The following is an 18,892-nucleotide window of genomic DNA, read 5'->3' as shown; positions in this document are numbered from 1 at the left end:
CGGGACGGGACCACCGAAATCGTGACAGGCGGGAATCAGGCGGGAATCGTGAGGATCTTCGGCAAGGGACGGCACCGGCCCTCCGCCTCATGGCGGCAGGCGACCGACCGCGCGTTCACGCTGATCGGCGACGGCCGGTACGAGGACGCGGGAGCGCTGCTCACGCGCGCGGCGGACCTGGAGCCCTGGCTGTCCGAGTCCTGGTTCAACCTCGCGCTCCTGCACAAGTTCCGGCACGACTGGGAGCAGGCGCGCGCCGCGGGGCTGCGGGCCGTGGCGCTCCTGGACCGCTCGGCCGGCGCCCCTGACTGGTGGAACGTCGGCATCGCGGCGACGGCCCTGCAGGACTGGCCGCTGGCCCGCCGCGCCTGGCAGGCGTACGGGCTGCGGGTGCCGGGCGGGGTGACCGCGTCCGGTGAGCCCACGGGCATGGACCTGGGCAGCGCGGCCGTGCGGCTCTCCCCGGAGGGCGAGGCGGAGGTCGTGTGGGGCCGCAGGCTCGACCCGGCCCGCATCGAGCTGCTCTCCATCCCGCTGCCCTCCTCCGGGCGCCGCTGGGGCGAGGTCGTGCTGCATGACGGCGTCCCGCACGGCGAGCGGACGACGGCGGACGGGCACTCGTACCCCGTGTTCGACGAGATCGAGCTGTGGGCCCCCTCTCCCGTGCCGACGTGGGTGGTGCTCCTGGAGGCCGCCACCGAGGAGGACAGGGACGCCCTGGAGCGGCTCGCCGCCGACGCGGGCTTCGCCGCCGAGGACTGGTCGTCGTCGGTGCGGCTGCTGTGCCGCATGTGTTCCGAGTCCCGGATGCCGAGCGACGAGGGAGACGGGGAGCACCTCGACCCGCACGACCACAGCGAGCCCGGCCATCCGGGCCCGCTCGGCCACCGCAGCCCCGGCGCGGTCTGGGTGCCGGAGCGGGAGTGCGGCATCGCGGCGCCCGCCGCCCTGGTGCGCGGGCTCCTGGACAGCTGGGTGGCGGACAGCCCGGACTCCCGCGACTGGCGCGATCTCGAAGAGGTCTGCTGACCCGAGGGCCACCGCCCGCCGTAGGCTGTACCGGCACGAACTTTGAGGGTTTCCGAGGAAGGCGTACGGCGGACATGGCGCAGGACACTGAGCAGCAGGCCTCCGGCGGGGTGCTCCCCGTCGACGACGAGGGCTTCGTCATCGACACGGAGGACTGCGAGGAGCGGGAGACGGCCTACCGCGAGCGCGGCACGTCCCGGCCCATCACGGTCGTCGGCAACCCCGTCCTGCACAAGGAGTGCAAGGACGTCACGGCCTTCGACGACGAGCTGGCGAGGCTGGTCGACGACATGTTCGCGACCCAGCGCGTCGCGCAGGGCGTGGGCGTGGCCGCCAACCAGGTCGGCGTCGACCTGAAGGTCTTCGTCTACGACTGCATGGACGACGAGGGCGTGCGCCACGTCGGCGTGGTCTGCAACCCGGTCCTGCACGAGCTGCCCGCCGACCGGCGCCGCCTCGACGACTCGGGGGAGGGCTGCCTCTCCGTACCGACCGCCTACGCCCCGCTGGCCCGCCCGGACTACGCCGAGGTGAGCGGCCAGGACGAGAAGGGCAACCCCATCAAGGTCCGCGGCGGCGGCTACTTCGCGCGCTGCCTCCAGCACGAGACGGACCACCTGTACGGCTACCTGTACATCGACCGCCTCTCCAAGCGCGAGCGCAAGGACGCGCTCAGGCAGATGGAAGAGGGCACCCCGCGCTACCCCGTGGTGCCGAATGACTGACGCCCGCGCCGCCTGAGAGGCGTGCGCACCGCGTGACACGAGCGGCCCCTGGTCGGGAACCACCCCCTGACCAGGGGCCGTTGGCGTGCGTCGATCATCCGTACGAGCGGATCGGGCTGCCGGAGATCCATATTCAGTCACGTAAGGGGAGGTTCTCGGCGCCGGGGGCAGTGGATGGCGCAAAACTGTTCCCTGAACGGTCAGTTGTAGTGCTGAATGGAAAGCGCGGGGATACACCACGGCGCGCGCCCGGTACGGCGGGAGGGGCGCACGCACTCAGGCGGCTGAAAGGGGTCTGCTCGTGCCTGCATATTCCAGGAGCACTTCACGGACACAGCCACGCACACAGACGGTAATGGTCCCACCTGCGCTGGCGGTACCGGTGATCGAGAGGGAATTCCCCCGGCGGCTGCACCCGTATTGGCCAGAACTTCAGGAGAAGTCAAGGACCTGGCTGCGTGAAATGCGCCTGATGCCGCCGGACAAGGTCGAGCGGTACGCGGACGGCCTCTGCTACACCGACCTGGTGGCGGGCTACTACATCGGGGCGCCCGACGAACTGCTCACCGCGATAGCGGACCTCAGCAGCTGGTTCTTCGCCTGGGACGACCGGCACGACCGGGACTCGGTGCACGGCAGGGCCGGCCAGTGGCGGCGCCTCTGCCGGGGCCTGCACGGCGCCCTCGACGACCCGAAGCGGTACCTGGCGCACGCGGACCCCCTGGTGGCGGGGTTCGCCGACTGCGTCCTGCGCCTGTACTCCTTCCTGGGCCCGAGCTGGAACGCCAGGTTCGCCAGGCACTTCCACCCGGTGATCGACGCCTACGACCAGGAGTTCAGGAACCGGCGGTCCCGCACCGTGCCCCCGGTCGACGCGTACGTCGAGCTGCGGCGCCTGACGTTCGCGCACTGGGCGTGGATCGATCTCCTGGAGCCGACCGCCCGCCGCGAACTGCCGCGCCACATACGCAAGCACCCCGCGTACCGGCGGGCGGCGCTCGCGACCCAGGACTTCTCGGCCTGGTACAACGACCTGTGCTCGCTCCCCAAGGAACTCGCGGGCGATGAACTCCACAATCTCGGGATCAGCCTCATCCACCACGAGGGAATGACGCTCGAAGAAGCCGTACGAGAAGTGCACCGGCGGGTCGTCGGCTGCGTCACGGAATTCCTGAGCGCCGAGAAAGAGGTGCTGATTCTCGCCGGAAAACTGGCGGACGGAACGCAGAAGGGCGAGGAAATGGCGGACACGCTGGAGTCGTGTGTCTTCAATATGCGGAACTGGTTCTCGTCCGTCTACTGGTTCCACCACGAATCCGGGCGCTATCGGGTGGACAGCTGGGACGACAGGTCGATGCCCCCGTACGTGAGCGAAGAAATCATGGCGGAAAACGAACTGGTAGGTGAGGAATGAGCATCGATTCCGCGGTACCCGCGCCCACCGCGTCCGGCCCGGGGCCGCTGCGCACCCCACCGCTCGTGAAGGGCGGCGCGCCCCTGCTCGGACACGCCTGGAACCTGGTGCGCGACCCGCTCGGCTTCCTCTCGGCGCTGCGGGACCACGGAGATCTCGTACGGATCAGGCTGGGCCCCAAAACCGCCTACGTGGTCTGCGACCCGCGGCTCGTCGGCGCCATGCTGAAGAGCCCCGAGTACATCGTCGGCGGGCCGCTCTGGGACACCCTCGAAGTGCTCCTCGGCAAGGGCGTGGCGACCAGCAACGGCCGGCTGCACCGGCGCCAGCGCCGCATGATGCAGCCCGCGTTCCGGCCCGAGCGGATCGCCGACTACGCCAAGGTGATGGAGGAGGAGGCCCGCGCCACGGCCGCCCGCTGGCAGCCGGGCAGCACGGTCGACGTGGGCGCGGAGATGTTCCGCACGGCCGTGCGCATCGTCTCGCGCTCCCTCCTGGAGGTCGAGTCGATCGGCACCAAGGCGGACCGCGTCGCCGACTCCTTGCACACCGTCTTCGACGGGCTCTACCGCCGGATGGTGCTGTCGGCCGGCCCGTTGCACCGGGTGCCGACCCCAGCCAACCGGCGCTTCGAGAGCGCCCTGGCCGATCTGCACGCCCTCGTCGACGAGATCATCGCCGAGCGCCGCGGCACCGGGCCCGGGGGCCCCGACGACCTGCTCGCGGAGCTGCTGCGGGCGACGGACGAGTCGGGTGAGCCCCTGACCCACCAGGAGATCCACGACCATGTGGTGTCCCTCGTGGTCGCGGGCGCGGAGAATGTCGCGTCGACGCTGGCGTGGACGTTCCATCTGCTGACCGAACACCGCGAACATGAAAGGCAGTTGATTGACGAAGTAAATGCCGTGGCCCCGGACCGCGCGATCACTTTCGCCGATCTCGGTGAGCTGAGGCACACCCGCAATGTAGTGACCGAGGCCATGCGTATCCGTCCGGCGGCCTGGATATTCACCCGCAGGTCCGTGGCCGAAACCGAACTGGGCGGCTATCGCATTCCGGCTGACGCGGACATCGTCTACAGCGTCTACGCGATGCAGCGCGACCCGCGTTCCTTCGAGCGGCACCTGGAGTTCGACCCGGACCGCTGGAATCCGGAACGCGCGCCGAAAGTCCCGGAGTTCGCGATGATGCCGTTCGGCGTCGGTAACCGTAAGTGCCCGGGAGACCACTTCAGCCTGGCCGAGCTGGCCCTCATCCTGGGGACGGTGGCGCCGCGGTGGCGCCTGGAGCCGGTCGCCGGGACCGACACGGACACCCGCGTCGGCATCACCCTCCACCCCAAGAAGCTCCTCATGCGGGTGGAGCCGCGCTGAACCGGCGGGTGTGCCCGCCCCACCCCCGTGGCAGGGGCGGGCACACCCGGGCCGGTGAGCGCCAGGGTCAGAACTCGTCGTCGAAGGAGACCGAACCCTCCACCGCGACCTGGTACGCCGAGGGCCGCCGCTCGAAGAAGTTGGTCAGCTCCTGCACGCCCTGCAGCTCCATGAAGGAGAAGGGGTTCGACGAGCCGTAGACCGGCGCGAAGCCGAGGCGCTGGAGACGCTGGTCGGCGACGCACTGCAGGTACTCGCGCATCGAGTCGGTGTTCATGCCCGGCAGCCCGTCGCCGCACAGGTCGCGCGCGAACTGCAGCTCCGCCTCGACGGCCTCCTTCAGCATCTCCGTGACCTGCGTCCGGAGCGCGTCGTCGAACAGCTCCGGTTCCTCCTTGCGGACCGTGTCCACCACGTCGAACGCGAAGCTCATGTGCATCGTCTCGTCGCGGAACACCCAGTTCGTGCCGGTCGCGAGGCCGTGCAGCAGACCGCGGCTGCGGAACCAGTAGACGTACGCGAAGGCCCCGTAGAAGAACAGGCCCTCGATGCACGCGGCGAAGCAGATGAGGTTGAGCAGGAAGCGGCGGCGGTCCGCCCGCGTCTCCAGGCGGTCCAGCTTCTCCACCGAGTCCATCCACGTGAAGCAGAACTGCGCCTTCTCGCGGATGGAGGGGATCTCCTCCACCGCGTCGAAGGCCGCCGCGCGGTCCTCGGGGTCGGGCAGATAGGTGTCGAGCAGCGTCAGGTAGAACTGGACGTGCACTGCCTCCTCGAAGAGCTGACGGCTCAGGTAGAGCCGCGCCTCGGGGGAGTTGATGTGCTTGTAGAGCGTGAGCACCAGGTTGTTCGAGACGATCGAGTCACCGGTCGCGAAGAACGCGACGAGGCGGCCGATCATGTGCTGCTCACCGGGCGAGAGCTTCGCGAGGTCGGCGACGTCGGAGTGGAGGTCGACCTCCTCCACGGTCCAGGTGTTCTTGATCGCGTCCCGGTAGCGCTCGTAGAAGTCCGGGTAGCGCATGGGGCGCAGGGTCAGCTCGAAGCCCGGGTCGAGCAGGTTCTTCTCGGAGCTTGTCGTGTCGCTCATCACTGGCAGGCCTCGCAGGACTCGGGGTTTTCCAGGGAGCAGGCGACGGCGTCGGGGTCGGCCGCCTGCTGGGGGACGGGGGCGGTGGTGGCGGCGCTCGCACCGCCGGCCGCACGGGCGATGCGCGTGGCGGGCCGGGAGCGCAGGTAGTACGTGGTCTTCAGGCCCTGCTGCCAGGCGTAGGCGTACATCGACGAGAGCTTGCCGATGGTCGGCGTCTCCAGGAAGAGGTTCAGGGACTGCGCCTGGTCGAGGAACGGCGTGCGCGCCGCGGCCATGTCGATGAGGCCGCGCTGCGGGATCTCCCACGCCGTGCGGTAGAGCGCGCGCACGTCCTCGGGAATCCAGGCGAAGCCCTGGACCGAGCCGCCGGCCTCGCGCAGCGCCTCGCGGGTCTGCGCGTCCCAGCCGCCGAGCCGCTTGAGCTCCTCCACCAGATAGGCGTTGACCTGGAGGAACTCACCGCTGAGCGTCTCGCGCTTGAAGAGGTTGGAGACCTGCGGCTCGATGCACTCGTACACCCCCGCGATGGAGGCGATGGTCGCCGTCGGCGCGATGGCGAGCAGCAGGGAGTTGCGCATGCCGGTCTGTGCGACGCGGGCCCGCAGGGCCTCCCAGCGCTCGGGCCAGGCGAGCCGGACGTCATAGTGGTCGGGGTGCAGGACGCCGCGCGCGGTGCGGGTCTTCTCCCAGGCGGGCAGCGGTCCGTTCCGCTGGGCGAGGTCGGCGGACGCCTCGTACGCGGCGAGCATGATCCGTTCGGCGATGCGGGTGGAGAGCGCCCGTGCCCCGAGGGAGTCGAAGGGCAGCTTCAGCTGGAAGAAGACGTCCTGGAGGCCCATCACGCCGAGGCCCACCGGGCGCCACTTGGCGTTGGAGCGCCCGGCCTGCTCGGTCGGGTAGAAGTTGATGTCGACGACGCGGTCGAGGAAGGTGACGGCCGTGCGGACGGTCGCGTCGAGCCGGTCCCAGGCGAGGTCGCCCGAGTCCGGGTCCACGAAGGCGCCGAGGTTCACCGAGCCGAGGTTGCAGACGGCCGTCTCGCCGTCGTCGGTGACCTCCAGGATCTCCGTGCAGAGGTTCGAGGAGTGCACGGTGTGGCCGGGCTCCGCCGTCTGGTTGGCGGTGCGGTTGGCCGCGTCCTTGAACGTCATCCAGCCGTTGCCGGTCTGCGCGAGGGTGCGCATCATGCGGCCGTACAGCTCACGGGCGGGGATGGTCCTCTTGGCGAGCCCGGCGGCCTCCGCCGCGCGGTAGGCGGCGTCGAACTCCTCGCCCCACAGGTCGACGAGGTCGGGCACGTCGACGGGGGAGAACAGCGACCACTCCTGGTCGGCGGCGACCCGGCGCATGAACTCGTCCGGAATCCAGTGCGCGAGGTTGAGGTTGTGCGTGCGGCGCGCGTCCTCACCGGTGTTGTCGCGCAGCTCCAGGAACTCCTCGATGTCGGAGTGCCAGGTCTCCAGGTAGACGGCGGCGGCGCCCTTGCGCCGGCCGCCCTGGTTCACCGCGGCGACCGAGGCGTCGAGCGTCTTCAGGAACGGCACGATGCCGTTGGAGTGCCCGTTCGTGCCCCGGATCAGCGAACCGCGGGAACGGACGCGCGAGTACGAGAGTCCGATGCCGCCCGCGTGCTTGGAGAGGCGCGCGACCTGGTGGTAGCGGTCGTAGATCGAGTCGAGCTCGTCCAGGGGCGAGTCGAGGAGGTAGCAGGACGACATCTGCGGGTGCCGGGTGCCGGAGTTGAAGAGCGTGGGCGACGACGGCAGGTAGTCCAGGCGGCTCATCAGGCCGTACAGCGCGGCGACCTCGTCCACCGCCCGGACGCTGTCGTCCTCCGCCAGGCCGCTCGCCACCCGCAGCATGAAGTGCTGCGGGGTCTCGATGACCTGCCGGGTGATCGGGTGGCGCAGCAGATAGCGGCTGTACAGGGTGCGCAGGCCGAAGTAGCCGAAGCGGAAGTCGGCGCCGTCCGCGAGGGCCGCCTCCACCAGCGCGTCGAGCCGGGCCGCGTGCCGCGTCACGAACGAGGCCGTGCGGTCGGCGATCAGGCCCTCGCGGTGGCCCACCGCCACGGAGTCGGTGAAGGAGCGCACGCCCTGCGTGGCCGCTTCCTCGCGGATGCCGATCGAGAGCAGCCGGGCCGCCAGCTTCGAGTACTCGGGGTCCTCGGAGATGAGCCCCGCGGCGGCCTCGGTCGCCAGCTCCCGCAGCTCGGACACGTCAGCGCGGGCGGAGCGGCCCCGCAGCGCGGCGGCGGCGACCCGGCCGGGGTCGGCGTCGGGGAGGTCGGCGGTGAGGTCGGTCAGGGTGCGCAGCAGCGCGGCTCCCGGGCCGTCGGTTCCTTCGGCACCCTCGGCGGTCGGCGGCTTCGTCGCCGGCGCCGGATCGGCAGGCGCGATGGTCACGTGGGGCTCTCCCTCGCTCGGCTCCGGGACGGGGGAGGGGAGGGCGCACGGGGGCACGCGCGCAGGGCGGTGCACCGCGTCCACCGGCCCACTCCACGAGGCCCGGACGGTCGGCACCCGGGCCGGACGGCACGGGTGCGCTGCCGGCAGGTCTTCGGACTCCGCGTACGCCGAATGCGTACACGTCCACCGTTGCGGGACAGTTCCGGACTTGCACCGGATTCCCCTGCGGCGACAGCGAGCATGAGCATACATCTTGTGCCGGGCCGGGAAAGCGGGCCCACATCTTGTGTCGGTGCGGGGGCGGTCGTGGGTACGGCGAAGGGCCGCCGGTCGCCCGGCGGCCCTTCGTACGGCGGTGGACGGGGCCCCGACGGGCCCCTGTGCGGTGGGGCGCGGTCAGTGCACGGCGCCCGCGGTGGCCGGGGGCAGTTCCTCGATCACGCCGGGGTCTCCCGCGTCCGCGGTGTAGTCCTCGGGCGAGGTCTCGTCGATGCCGTCGGGGGCCTTCGCGGCCCGCAGGACGAAGGTGAGGACCACCGTCACGATGACGTTCAGGACGAACGCGGTGAGGCCGATGTAGCCGATCTCGCCGATGCCGGGGATCTCGTCGGAGGAGCCGCCGAAGTGCTTCTGCGTGGGCGAGGCGACGCCGTACGCGGCCAGGGTGCCGTAGGCCATGCCGACCGCCCAGCCCGCCAGCAGCGCCCAGCGGTGGAACCAGCGCGTGAACAGGCCGCCGACCAGCGCCGGCATCGTCTGGAGTATCCAGATGCCGCCCAGGAGCTGGAAGTTGATCGCGACGGTCTTGTCCATGGTGAGGACGAAGGCCAGCGCGCCCACCTTCACCAGGAGCGAGACCAGCTTGGAGACCTTGGTCTCCTGCTCGGCCGTCGCGTCCGGCTTGAGGAAGTCCTTGTAGATGTTGCGCGTGAAGAGGTTCGCGGCGGCGATGGACATGATGGCGGCCGGGACGAGCGCGCCGATGCCGATCGCGGCGAAGGCCACGCCCGTGAACCAGTCGGGGAACATGTTCTCGAACAGCTGCGGGATCGCGAGCTGCCCGTTCTCCACCTTGACCCCGGCCGCGATCGCCATGAAGCCGAGCAGCGCGAGTAGGCCGAGCATCAGCGAGTACAGCGGCAGGATCGTGGTGTTGCGGCGGATCACGTCGCGGCTCTTGGACGAGAGCGTCGCCGTGATCGAGTGCGGGTACATGAAGAGCGCGAGCGCGGAGCCGAGGGCCAGCGTCGCGTACGTCCACTGCCCCGCCTCGCCCGGCGCGAGCCCGGCGACGGGCTTGCCCGCCGCGTCGTTGGCGGCGGAGAACTTGTCGCCCGCGGCCCGGAAGATCTCGTCGAAGCCGCCCAGCTTGATCGGGATGTAGATGATCGCCACGGCGATGACGAGGTAGATCAGGCCGTCCTTCACGAACGCGATCAGGGCGGGGGCGCGCAGACCCGAGGAGTACGTGTACGCCGCGAGCACCGCGAAGGCGATCAGGAGCGGCAGGTCCTTGATGAACCAGTTGGTGTCGGGGCCGCCGCCGACGCCCATGACGTCGAGCACGGCCTGGATGCCGACGAGTTGGAGCGCGATGTACGGCATGGTGGCGAGGATGCCGGTGAGCGCGACCGCCAGGGAGAGCCCCTTGGAGCCGAAGCGTCCGCGCACGAAGTCCGAGGTCGTCACGTAGCCGTGCTTGTGCGAGACCGACCAGAGCCGCGGCAGGAAGGTGAAGATCAGCGGATAGACGAGGATCGTGTAGGGCACCGCGAAGAACCCGGCCGCGCCCGCCGCGTAGATCGCCGCGGGGACGGCGACGAAGGTGTACGCGGTGTAGAGGTCGCCGCCGAGCAGGAACCAGGTGACCCAGGTGCCGAACGAGCGGCCGCCGAGGCCCCATTCGTCGAGGCTCTCGGTCTCCGCCTTGCGCCAGCGGGCGGCGAGGAAGCCCATGACGGTGACCGCGACGAAGAAGAAGACGAAGACGGCGAGTGCTATGCCGTTGACACCGTCGGTGCCGGCCGCGAGGACGTTCATCGGCCCGCACCCCCCTGGACCCGCTCGGCCCCGCGGGCGCGCTGGTCGCGCTGCCACAGCTTGTAGGCGACCATCGTGAGCGCCGTGGAGAGCACGACCCACAGCATCTGGTACCAGTAGAAGAACGGGATGCCGATGAAGGTCGGGTCCACCTTGGCGTAGGAGCTCACCCAGAGCATCGCCACGAAGGGCGCGACGAGGCAGACGGCGATGACCACGCGGACCGGCGTGACCACCGGTCTGTTCACTTCAGGCGCATCTGACATAGCGCGGCTCCGTTCCCTCACTGATCCCATGCTTGACGTGCGGGAAATCTAAGCGAGAGTCTCGCGCCATGGAACCCCGGTCCGGATAACGGACGGGACTCGAAGTGCCGGTACGCCGCTCAGCAGCAGCGGAAGCCCTGCCGGGGGTCCGACTCCTGCCGCTCCGTCCGCATGCGCTCGAACGCCCGGCGGTCGGGCACGGCGGCGTGCGGGTGCTCCCTGCGCAGGTGCGCCACGTACCGCTCGTACGCCGACTCGCCGGTCAACTCGCGGACGTACCACCGCAGTCGGCGCAGCCGGCGCGGCAGCGGGGCGGTCATGGGCGGGCCGCCGGTTCCCGCCGCGCGGCCTCCTGTTTCTCCTCGCGGGTGGGGAAGAGTCCGGCGGGGGCCGTCAGCTTGGACTCCACGTACGGGGCCTCGCTCAGCCGCGAGGCGTGCGGGTCGCGGATGTGCCGCAGGCAGACGCGCGCCGCGTCCACGATCACGACGACGATGAGCAGGGCGAGGACCGCCGAGATCACGCCGTCCACCGTGGAGTTGGTGACGACGGTGTGCATGTCGTCCATGGACTTGGCGGGCGGCAGCACCTTGCCCGCGTCGATGGCGTCCTGGTAGTCGGAGCGCTGCTGGAAGAAGCCCACGCGGGGATCGCTGGAGAACACCTTCTGCCAGCTCGCGGTGAGCGTCACCGTGGCGTCCCAGGCGAGCGGGACCGCGGTGATCCAGGCCCACTTCAGGCGCCCGGACTTCACGAGCAGCGTGGTGCAGACGGCGAGGGCGACGGCCGCGAGGAGCTGGTTGGCGATGCCGAAGATCGGGAAGAGCTGGTTGATCCCGCCGAGCGGTTCGTGCACGCCGACCCAGAGGAAGTAGCCCCACAGACCGGTGACGGCCGCGCTGGTCAGGACGAGGCCCGGCTTCCAGCTCACGTTCCTGAACGGCTTGTAGACGTTGCCCAGCATGTCCTGGAGCATGAAGCGCCCCACGCGCGTGCCCGCGTCGAGCGCGGTCAGGATGAACAGCGCCTCGAACATGATCGCGAAGTGGTACCAGAAGGCCCGCATCGAGTCGCCCGTGACCTTCGAGAAGATCTCGGACACGCCGATCGCGAGCGTGGGCGCGCCGCCGGTGCGCGAGAGCAGCGACTCCTCCTCCACCTGCTCGGCGGCGCGCGCGAGGTCGGCGGGGGAGATGGAGTACCCGAAGTTCGCGACGGCCTTCGACGCCTCCTGCACGGTGTCGCCGACGACGCCCGCGGGCGCGTTCATCGCGAAGAAGAGGCCGGGGTCGATGATCGACGCGGCGACGAGCGCCATGATCGCGACGGCCGACTCCATCAGCATGGAGCCGTAGCCGACCATCCTGACCTGCGTCTCCTTCTCGATCATCTTCGGTGTCGTGCCCGAGGAGATCAGCGCGTGGAAGCCGGAGAGGGCCCCGCACGCGATGGTGATGAAGACGAAGGGGAACAGTGAGCCCGCGAAGACGGGGCCGTCGCCGCGCGAGGCGAAGTCGGTCACCGGGTCCATCTTCAGCGTCGGCAGGGTGAGCACCACGCCGAGGGCGAGCAGCAGGATGGTGCCGATCTTCATGAACGTCGAGAGGTAGTCGCGCGGCGCGAGCAGCATCCACACCGGCAGGATCGAGGCGATGAACCCGTACGCGACCAGCCAGATCACCAGCGTCGAGGGCGCGAGCGTGAAGGTGTCGGCGAGCGAGGACTCCGCGACCCAGCGCCCCGCGACCAGCGCGAGCAGCAGCAGCGCGATGCCGATGAGGGAGACCTCCGTGACCCGCCCCGGCCGCAGTACCCGCAGGTAGAAGCCCATCAGCAGGGCGATGGGGACGGTCATCGCGATGGAGAAGGTGCCCCACGGCGACTCGGCGAGCGCGTTGACGATCACCAGGGCGAGCACGCCGAGCAGGATGATCATGATGGCGAAGGCGGCGAGCAGCGCGGCGGCCCCGCCGAAGGGCCCGATCTCCTCGCGCGCCATCTGCCCCAGCGACTTGCCGTCGCGCCGGGTGGAGAAGAACAGCACGACCATGTCCTGCACGGCCCCGGCGAAGATCACGCCGGCGATGATCCAGATGGTGCCCGGCAGGTACCCCATCTGCGCGGCGAGCACCGGGCCGACCAGCGGCCCCGCGCCCGCGATGGCCGCGAAGTGGTGGCCGAGCAGCACGCGGCGGTCGGTCGGGTGGAAGTCGATGCCGTTGTCGAGCCGCTCGGCGGGCGTCGCCCGCGTCCTGTCGACCTTCAGGACCTTGTACGCGACGAACTTGGAGTAGAAGCGGTAGGCGATGGCGTACGAGCCGAGGGCCGCCGCCACCATCCAGGCGGCCGACACCTCCTCGTCGCGCGCCAGCGCGAGGACGCTCCAGCCCGCGGCGCCGACCAGCGCGACGAGGCTCCAGACGACGATGGTTCGGGGTTCCGCTCTGCGCACCGGGCCGCCTCCCGTTCATCAAGCGATGACGTGAGGAACGTAGGGCAGTGGGGTGCGGCGCGCCAGACCGCGTACGTCGGTCACGTCGGGGAAGGGTGTGACGGGACGTGACAGGGCGTGACTGGGCGGGGCGTGGCGGGGCGGCACGGGGCCGGCCGGCGGTCTCAGTCGGTGGGCCGCTTCAGGCGCGCCACGAACTTGTAGCGGTCGCCGCGGTAGACCGAGCGCACCCACTCCACGGGCCGTCCCTCGCCGTCGAGGGAGTGCCGGGAGAGCAGCAGCATGGGCAGGCCGACGTCGGTGCCGAGCAGGCCCGCCTCGCGCGGGGTGGCGAGCGAGGTCTCGATGGTCTCCTCGGCCTCGGCGAGGTGCACGTCGTACACCTCGGCGAGCGCGGTGTAGAGCGAGGTGTACTTGACCAGGGAGCGGCGCAGCGCGGGGAAGCGCTTGGCCGAGAGGTGGGTGGTCTCTATGGCCATGGCCTCGCCGTTGGCCAGGCGGAGCCGCTCGATGCGCAGGACCCGGCCGCCCGCGCCGATGTCGAGCAGCCCGGCGAGGGTGTCGTCGGCGGTGATGTAGCCGATGTCCAGGAGCTGCGAGGTCGGCTCAAGGCCCTGGGCGCGCATGTCCTCCGTGTACGAGGTCAGCTGCAGCGCCTGCGACACCTTCGGCTTGGCGACGAAGGTGCCCTTGCCCTGGATGCGCTCCAGGCGGCCCTCGACGACCAGCTCCTGGAGCGCCTGGCGGACCGTCGTGCGCGAGGTGTCGAACTCGGCGGCGAGCGTGCGCTCCGGGGGGACCGGGGTGCCGGGCGGCAGTGTCTCCGTCATGTCGAGGAGGTGGCGCTTGAGGCGGTAGTACTTCGGCACGCGCGCGGTGCGGCCGACGCTCGCGGTGCCCGTGCCGTCCGTCGCCACGGGCGCGACCGCGTCCGTCTTGGTGCTGCCCGCCTCGGTGCCCATGGTCCGCCCACCCGTCTCCCGGCCGCCGCTCTTCAGCGACTGGTTCGGCTCCTGTGCTGCTGCCGTCACCGGCTCCTCCGTCTGTCGCGGCTCACATCGTGGCACGGTACGGCCCCGGGTCTCCCTGCTCGAACGAAAGTCGCCCGAACGAACGTCGCCCGACGATAAGTCGGGGTGGGAAGAGGGAGCCCCGTTCCTCAGGTGTCGGTCCGATAACGGACGGGACAGCCCTTCTTATACACCCTTGACACCCCTAAAGGTCTAGGCCAAGCTCCCCGTACTGGTCTACACCATTAAAGACCAGGTTCCAGTCCCACGGGCAGATCTCGGTCCATTCGGTCGCTGCGGGTGGGGGGTTGACTGGCATCCCTTGAGGAGGGTGACGTGAAGCGCAAGCTCATAGCGGCCATCGGTGTCGCGGGCATGTTGGTGTCGGTCGCGGCGTGCGGCGGCGACGGCGACGACAAGAAGGCCGGGGGTGCCGACGGCTTCAAGGGCGAGACGCTGACGTTCTGGGCGATGGACGGCTCGACGCCGGAGCAGTGGCAGAAGGACGTCACGGCCGCCTTCGAGAAGAAGACGGGCGCGAAGCTCAAGTTCGAGGTGCAGACCTGGAACGGCATCCAGCAGAAGCTGACCACGGCCCTCTCCGAGGAGAACCCGCCGGACGTCTTCGAGATCGGCAACACCCAGACCCCCGCGTACGCCAAGACGGGCGGCCTCGCCGAGCTGGGCGACCTCAAGGAGTCCATCGGCGCCGACTGGACCGAGTCGATGAACAAGTCCTCGGTCGTGGACGGCAAGCAGTACGCCGCCCCGTGGTTCGTCCTCAACCGCGTCGTCGTCTACAACAAGAAGATCTGGGCCGACGCCGGCATCAAGGAGCTTCCCAAGACGCGCGCTCAGTTCCTCAAGGACCTCAAGCAGATCGGCGAGAAGACCGACGCCGAGCCGATCTACCTGCCCGGCCAGAACTGGTACCACTTCGTCGGCCTGACCATCGGTGAGGGCGCCGAGCTGGTCAAGAAGGACGGCGACAAGTACGTCTCCAACCTGGACGACCCGAAGGTCGCCAAGGCCATGAAGACGTACAAGCAGTTCGCGGACCTCTCCAAGGCCCCCAAGAACAAGGACGAGGCCACCCCGCAGCAGGCCGAGGTCTTCGCCAAGGGCAAGACCGGCGCCTTCATCGGCATGAGCTGGGAGGCCCCCACCGCCATCAAGGCCAACCCGAAGATCGAGAAGGACATCGGCTTCTTCACGATCCCCGGCCCCACCGCCGACAAGCCCGAGGGCGTCTTCCTCGGCGGCTCCAACCTCGCCGTCGCCGCGACCAGCAAGAAGCAGGAGCTCGCCAAGGAGTTCCTGAAGATCGCGCTGTCCGACAAGTTCGAGGGCCAGTTCGCCAAGGAAGGCGGCCAGATCCCGAACAAGAAGGCGCTGGAGTCCAACCTCAAGGGCAACCCGGCCGCCGAGGCCGCCGCGCCCGCCGCCGTCGGCGGTGGCACCACCCCGCTGATCCCGGAGTGGGGCGCGGTGGAGAACCCGCCGAACCCGATCAAGAACTACATGACCGCGGTGCTCAACGGTAAGTCTCCTGCCGCCGCCGCCAAGCAGGTCGAGGGCGAGCTCAACAAGCGCCTGTCGCAGAAGCAGTAGGAACGCCCCACTTGCCGGGGGCGGCGGGTGAAACGTCCTCGCCGCCCCCGGCACACACCTGCTTACCGCGATGCCCACGAAAGAGATGGCGAGCATGACCGTGCAGAAGACCGAACGGCCGCCCTCCGGCCCGACGGAGGTGCAGACACCGGCAGGCGGGCCACGGCCGAGTGCCCCGCGCAAGGAGCCCAGGCGTCTCGCCGGGCTGACGCCCTATCTGCTCCTTGCCCCCGCGATCGTCGCCACCCTGCTGCTGCTCGGCTGGCCCCTGGTCAACAACGGGATTCTGTCGTTCCAGAACCTCAACATGAGGCAGTTCATTCTGCACCTCACGGAGTGGAACGGGTTCGACAACTACAAGGAGGTCCTCACCGGCGAGGACTTCTGGCGGGTCACGGGACGCTCGGTCGCCTTCACCGCGGTCAACGTCGTCCTCATCATGGGCCTCGGCACGCTGGTGGGACTGCTCCTCGCCCGCCTCGGCCGGAAGATGCGCACCTTCCTGCTGCTCGGCCTCGTGCTCACCTGGGCGATGCCCGTCGTCGCGGCGAGCACCGTCTACCAGTGGCTCTTCGCCCAGCGCTTCGGCGTCGTCAACTGGGTGCTCGCCAAGATCGGCTTCGAGTCGATGGCCGACCACGACTGGCTGGCCACGCAGTACTCGACCTTCTTCGTCGTCCTGCTGCTGATCGTCTGGATGTCCATCCCCTTCGTGGCGATCAACCTGTACGCCGCCACGACCACCATCCCCAAGGAGCTGTACGAGGCCGCGGCGCTGGACGGCGCGGGGGCCCTCAAGCAGTTCACCCAGGTGACGCTGCCGTATCTGAAGCCCTTCCTCTACGCCACGACGTTCCTGGAGATCATCTGGGTCTTCAAGGCGTTCGTGCAGGTCTTCACGATCAACGAGGGCGGCCCCGACCGGCTCACCGAGATCCTCCCCGTCTACGCCTACATCGAGGGCATGGGCAACCAGCACTTCGGCATGGGCGCCGCGATCGCGCTGCTCACCATCGTCATCCTGCTGGCCATCACGTCGTTCTACCTGCGCATCGTGCTCAAGCAAGAGGAGGACGAGCTGTGAAGCGCTCGCTGATGGGCCGCCTGTGGCCCAACCTGACCGCTGTCGTCATCTTCGTCTTCTGCGTCTTCCCCGTGTACTGGATGTTCGCGACGGCCTTCAAGCCGACCGGCGACATCATCGCCGAGGACCCGGTCTGGTTCCCGACCGACGCCACCCTCGAACACTTCAAGACGGCGATCGACGCCGACCACTTCTGGACCATGGTCGGCAACTCGATCACCGTCACGGTCCTCGCGGTCGTCTTCTCCCTCATCATCGGCGTGACCGCGGCCTTCGCCCTCGCCCGGATGCGCTTCAAGGGCCGGCGCGGCTTCATCATCGGCTTCATGCTGGCGCAGATGGCGCCCTGGGAAGTCATGGTCATCGCGATCTACATCATCGTGCGCGACGCGGACATGCTGAACAGCCTGATCCCGCTGACCCTCTTCTACATGGTGATGATCCTGCCCTTCACCCTCCTCACGCTCCGCGGCTTCGTCGCCGCCGTGCCCAAGGAGCTGGAGGAGTCCGCCATGGTCGACGGCTGCACCCGCATGCAGGCCTTCCGCCGGGTGATCCTGCCGCTGCTCGCACCGGGCCTGATGTCGACCTCCCTCTTCGGCTTCATCACCGCCTGGAACGAGTTCCCGCTGGTCCTCGTGCTCAACAAGGAAGCGGAGGCCAAGACCCTGCCGGTCTGGCTGTCCAGCTTCCAGACCGCCTTCGGCGACGACTGGGGCGCCACGATGGCCGCCGCCTCCCTCTTCGCCGTCCCGATCCTGATCCTCTTCGTCTTCCTGCAGCGCAGGGCCGTCAGCGGCCTGACCGACGGCGCAGTGAAGGGATAACTCCGCACATGACGACACTCACGCACGCCGGCGACACCCTCACCCGCAACGCCCTCGCCGTGCTCCAGCCCGGCTTCGACGGCACCGCCACGGTGCCGGACTGGGTGCGCCACCGGATCGACGAGGGCCTCGCCTCCGTCAGCCTCTTCGGCCGCAACGTGCGGACCGCGGAGCAGGTCGCCGCCCTCACCGCGCAGCTGCGGGCCGAGCGCGACGACCTCCTGATCGCCATCGACGAGGAGAGCGGCGACGTCACCCGCCTGGAGGTGCGCACCGGCTCCTCCTACCCGGGCAACCACGCGCTCGGCGCCGTCGACGACACCACGCTGACCCGCGAGGTCGCCGCCGACCTCGGCCGCCGCCTCGCCGCCTGCGGCATCAACCTCAACTGGGCGCCGTCGGCCGACGTCAACGCCAACCCCGACAACCCGGTCATCGGCGTACGCTCCTTCGGCGCCGACCCCGAGCTGGTCGCCCGGCACACCGCCGCCTACGTCGAGGGCATGCAGTCCTCGGGCGTCGCCACCTCCGCCAAGCACTTCCCCGGGCACGGCGACACCGCGATCGACTCGCACCACTCCGTGCCGGTCATCGACGTCGACAGGGACGTCCTGAACTCCCGCGACCTGGCCCCGTTCCGCGCGGCCATCGCCGCGGGCACGCGCGCCGTGATGAGCGCCCACGTCCTGGCCCCGGCCCTGGACCCGGACCACCCCGGCACGCTCTCCCGCCGCATCCTCACCGGCCTGCTCCGCGAGGAGTTCGGCTACGAGGGGCTCATCGTCACCGACGGCATGGACATGCAGGCCATCGCCGGTACGTACGGCTTCGAGCGCGGCTGCGTCCTCGCCATCGCCGCCGGCGCCGACGCGATCTGCACGGGCGGCGGCCCCTCGGACGAGGGCACCGTGCTGCGGCTGCGGGACGCCTTCGTCGCGGCGGTCCGCTCGGGCGAGCTGCCCGAGGAACGCCTCGCCGACGCCGCCGACCGCGTACGGGCGCTGGCGGGCTGGGCCTCGATGTCGGGCGCGACCGATCGTTCGGGGGGCGCGCCCGACACCGGGATCGGCCTGGTCGCGGCCCGCCGCGCCCTGACGGTCACCCGCGGCGAGACCTACGCCGCCCCGCTCACCTCGGCGCCCTACGTCGCCACCTTCAGCCCGCTGCCGAACATCGCGGTCGGCGACGAGACCCCGTGGGGCGTCACCGCCGAACTCGAACGCCGGTTCCCCGGCACCCGCTCGGGCACCTTCTCCGGCGACGCGGCAGGCGCCGAGGCCCTCGCCGCGGCGGGGGAGCGGCGCGTCGTCGCGGTCGTCCGCGACGCCCACCGGCACGGCTGGATGGCCGCGGCCCTGACCACCCTGCTCACCGCGCGCCCCGACACGATCGTGGTCGAGATGGGCGTCCCGCAGTCCGCTCCGGCCGGCGGCCTCCACATCGCGACGCGCGGCGCGGCACGGGTCTGCGGCGAGGCGGCAGCGGAGATCATCACCGCGGGCTGAACCGCCCACCCCGCCCGTACGTATGAGGAGGGGCGCCCCCGGCCGGGGGCGCCCC

15 protein-coding genes and 1 riboswitch are annotated in these 18,892 nt (G+C 70.0%); of the genes, 8 read left to right on the top strand and 7 right to left on the bottom strand.

Annotation, left to right across the window (positions count from 1 at the left end; all coding sequences use genetic code 11):
- Positions 1–48: 48 nt before the first annotated feature.
- The 4 genes from AB0I16_RS32190 (at position 49) to AB0I16_RS32175 (ending at position 4,541) form a co-directional block, all read left to right on the top strand.
- A complete protein-coding gene (locus AB0I16_RS32190) occupies positions 49–1,029 on the top strand; it encodes a hypothetical protein (RefSeq protein ID WP_363253193.1) in 981 nt (326 codons plus the stop codon).
- Positions 1,030–1,103: 74 nt separating this feature from the next.
- Positions 1,104–1,754, top strand: a complete 651-nt coding sequence (gene def / locus AB0I16_RS32185; protein ID WP_363253192.1) for a peptide deformylase — start codon at positions 1,104–1,106, stop codon at positions 1,752–1,754.
- A gap of 301 nt (positions 1,755–2,055) precedes the next feature.
- Positions 2,056–3,168: an epi-isozizaene synthase gene (gene cyc1 / locus AB0I16_RS32180; RefSeq protein ID WP_363253191.1), complete on the top strand. Its 1,113-nt coding sequence runs from the start codon at positions 2,056–2,058 to the stop codon at positions 3,166–3,168.
- Positions 3,165–4,541, top strand: a complete 1,377-nt coding sequence (locus tag AB0I16_RS32175; protein WP_363253190.1) for a cytochrome P450 — start codon at positions 3,165–3,167, stop codon at positions 4,539–4,541. Before cyc1 ends, AB0I16_RS32175 begins: the two co-directional genes overlap by 4 nt.
- Before the next feature lie 67 nt (positions 4,542–4,608).
- Here AB0I16_RS32175 and AB0I16_RS32170 read toward each other — a convergent pair whose 3' ends face one another.
- From AB0I16_RS32170 to AB0I16_RS32140, 7 genes are all read right to left on the bottom strand, one after another.
- Positions 4,609–5,631: a ribonucleotide-diphosphate reductase subunit beta gene (locus tag AB0I16_RS32170; RefSeq protein ID WP_363253189.1), complete on the bottom strand. Its 1,023-nt coding sequence runs from the start codon at positions 5,629–5,631 to the stop codon at positions 4,609–4,611.
- A complete protein-coding gene (locus tag AB0I16_RS32165) occupies positions 5,631–8,039 on the bottom strand; it encodes a ribonucleoside-diphosphate reductase subunit alpha (protein WP_363253188.1) in 2,409 nt (802 codons plus the stop codon). The genes AB0I16_RS32170 and AB0I16_RS32165 overlap by 1 nt, the downstream gene beginning before the upstream one ends.
- A gap of 127 nt (positions 8,040–8,166) precedes the next feature.
- Positions 8,167–8,297: riboswitch (cobalamin riboswitch) on the bottom strand.
- Between the two features lie 141 nt (positions 8,298–8,438).
- Positions 8,439–10,082, bottom strand: coding sequence for a monocarboxylate uptake permease MctP (gene mctP / locus AB0I16_RS32160; RefSeq protein ID WP_363253187.1), 1,644 nt, complete (start codon positions 10,080–10,082; stop codon positions 8,439–8,441).
- Complete coding sequence (locus tag AB0I16_RS32155) at positions 10,079–10,348, bottom strand: DUF3311 domain-containing protein (protein WP_363253186.1); 270 nt, start codon at positions 10,346–10,348, stop codon at positions 10,079–10,081. Before AB0I16_RS32155 ends, mctP begins: the two co-directional genes overlap by 4 nt.
- Positions 10,349–10,467: 119 nt before the next feature.
- Positions 10,468–10,668, bottom strand: a complete 201-nt coding sequence (locus AB0I16_RS32150; protein WP_363253185.1) for a YbdD/YjiX family protein — start codon at positions 10,666–10,668, stop codon at positions 10,468–10,470.
- Positions 10,665–12,800 carry a carbon starvation CstA family protein gene (locus tag AB0I16_RS32145; RefSeq protein WP_363253184.1) on the bottom strand — a complete coding sequence of 712 codons (2,136 nt, stop codon included), beginning with the start codon at positions 12,798–12,800 and terminating at the stop codon, positions 10,665–10,667. The genes AB0I16_RS32150 and AB0I16_RS32145 overlap by 4 nt, the downstream gene beginning before the upstream one ends.
- A gap of 164 nt (positions 12,801–12,964) precedes the next feature.
- Positions 12,965–13,762 carry a GntR family transcriptional regulator gene (locus AB0I16_RS32140; protein WP_363253212.1) on the bottom strand — a complete coding sequence of 266 codons (798 nt, stop codon included), beginning with the start codon at positions 13,760–13,762 and terminating at the stop codon, positions 12,965–12,967.
- A gap of 384 nt (positions 13,763–14,146) precedes the next feature.
- On the opposite strand from AB0I16_RS32140, the gene AB0I16_RS32135 reads away from it, so the two are divergent.
- The 4 genes from AB0I16_RS32135 (at position 14,147) to AB0I16_RS32120 (ending at position 18,837) form a co-directional block, all read left to right on the top strand.
- The gene (locus AB0I16_RS32135) at positions 14,147–15,421 is read left to right on the top strand and encodes an extracellular solute-binding protein (RefSeq protein WP_363253183.1); all 1,275 of its coding nucleotides are present in this window, start codon (positions 14,147–14,149) and stop codon (positions 15,419–15,421) included.
- A 94-nt stretch (positions 15,422–15,515) separates the two neighbouring features.
- Positions 15,516–16,505: a sugar ABC transporter permease gene (locus tag AB0I16_RS32130; protein WP_363253182.1), complete on the top strand. Its 990-nt coding sequence runs from the start codon at positions 15,516–15,518 to the stop codon at positions 16,503–16,505.
- A complete protein-coding gene (locus AB0I16_RS32125; protein ID WP_363253181.1) occupies positions 16,502–17,332 on the top strand; it encodes a carbohydrate ABC transporter permease in 831 nt (276 codons plus the stop codon). Before AB0I16_RS32130 ends, AB0I16_RS32125 begins: the two co-directional genes overlap by 4 nt.
- An 8-nt stretch (positions 17,333–17,340) precedes the next feature.
- Entirely contained in the window at positions 17,341–18,837 is a 1,497-nt protein-coding gene (locus tag AB0I16_RS32120; protein ID WP_363253180.1) for a glycoside hydrolase family 3 protein, read from the top strand.
- Positions 18,838–18,892 lie beyond the last annotated feature (55 nt).

This window comes from Streptomyces sp. NPDC050703 (assembly GCF_040654435.1).
GTDB lineage: Bacteria > Actinomycetota > Actinomycetes > Streptomycetales > Streptomycetaceae > Streptomyces.
This window is presented reverse-complemented; position numbering and strand designations above follow the sequence as displayed.

Coding starts and splice junctions, on each gene's coding strand:
- def (WP_363253192.1), top strand. CDS start 1,104: ATGGCGCAGGACACTGAGCAGCAGGCCTCCGGCGGGGTGCTCCCCGTC.
- AB0I16_RS32175 (WP_363253190.1), top strand. CDS start 3,165: ATGAGCATCGATTCCGCGGTACCCGCGCCCACCGCGTCCGGCCCGGGG.
- AB0I16_RS32170 (WP_363253189.1), bottom strand. CDS start 5,631: ATGAGCGACACGACAAGCTCCGAGAAGAACCTGCTCGACCCGGGCTTC.
- mctP (WP_363253187.1), bottom strand. CDS start 10,082: ATGAACGTCCTCGCGGCCGGCACCGACGGTGTCAACGGCATAGCACTC.
- AB0I16_RS32155 (WP_363253186.1), bottom strand. CDS start 10,348: ATGTCAGATGCGCCTGAAGTGAACAGACCGGTGGTCACGCCGGTCCGC.
- AB0I16_RS32150 (WP_363253185.1), bottom strand. CDS start 10,668: ATGACCGCCCCGCTGCCGCGCCGGCTGCGCCGACTGCGGTGGTACGTC.
- AB0I16_RS32140 (WP_363253212.1), bottom strand. CDS start 13,762: ATGGGCACCGAGGCGGGCAGCACCAAGACGGACGCGGTCGCGCCCGTG.
- AB0I16_RS32130 (WP_363253182.1), top strand. CDS start 15,516: ATGACCGTGCAGAAGACCGAACGGCCGCCCTCCGGCCCGACGGAGGTG.
- AB0I16_RS32120 (WP_363253180.1), top strand. CDS start 17,341: ATGACGACACTCACGCACGCCGGCGACACCCTCACCCGCAACGCCCTC.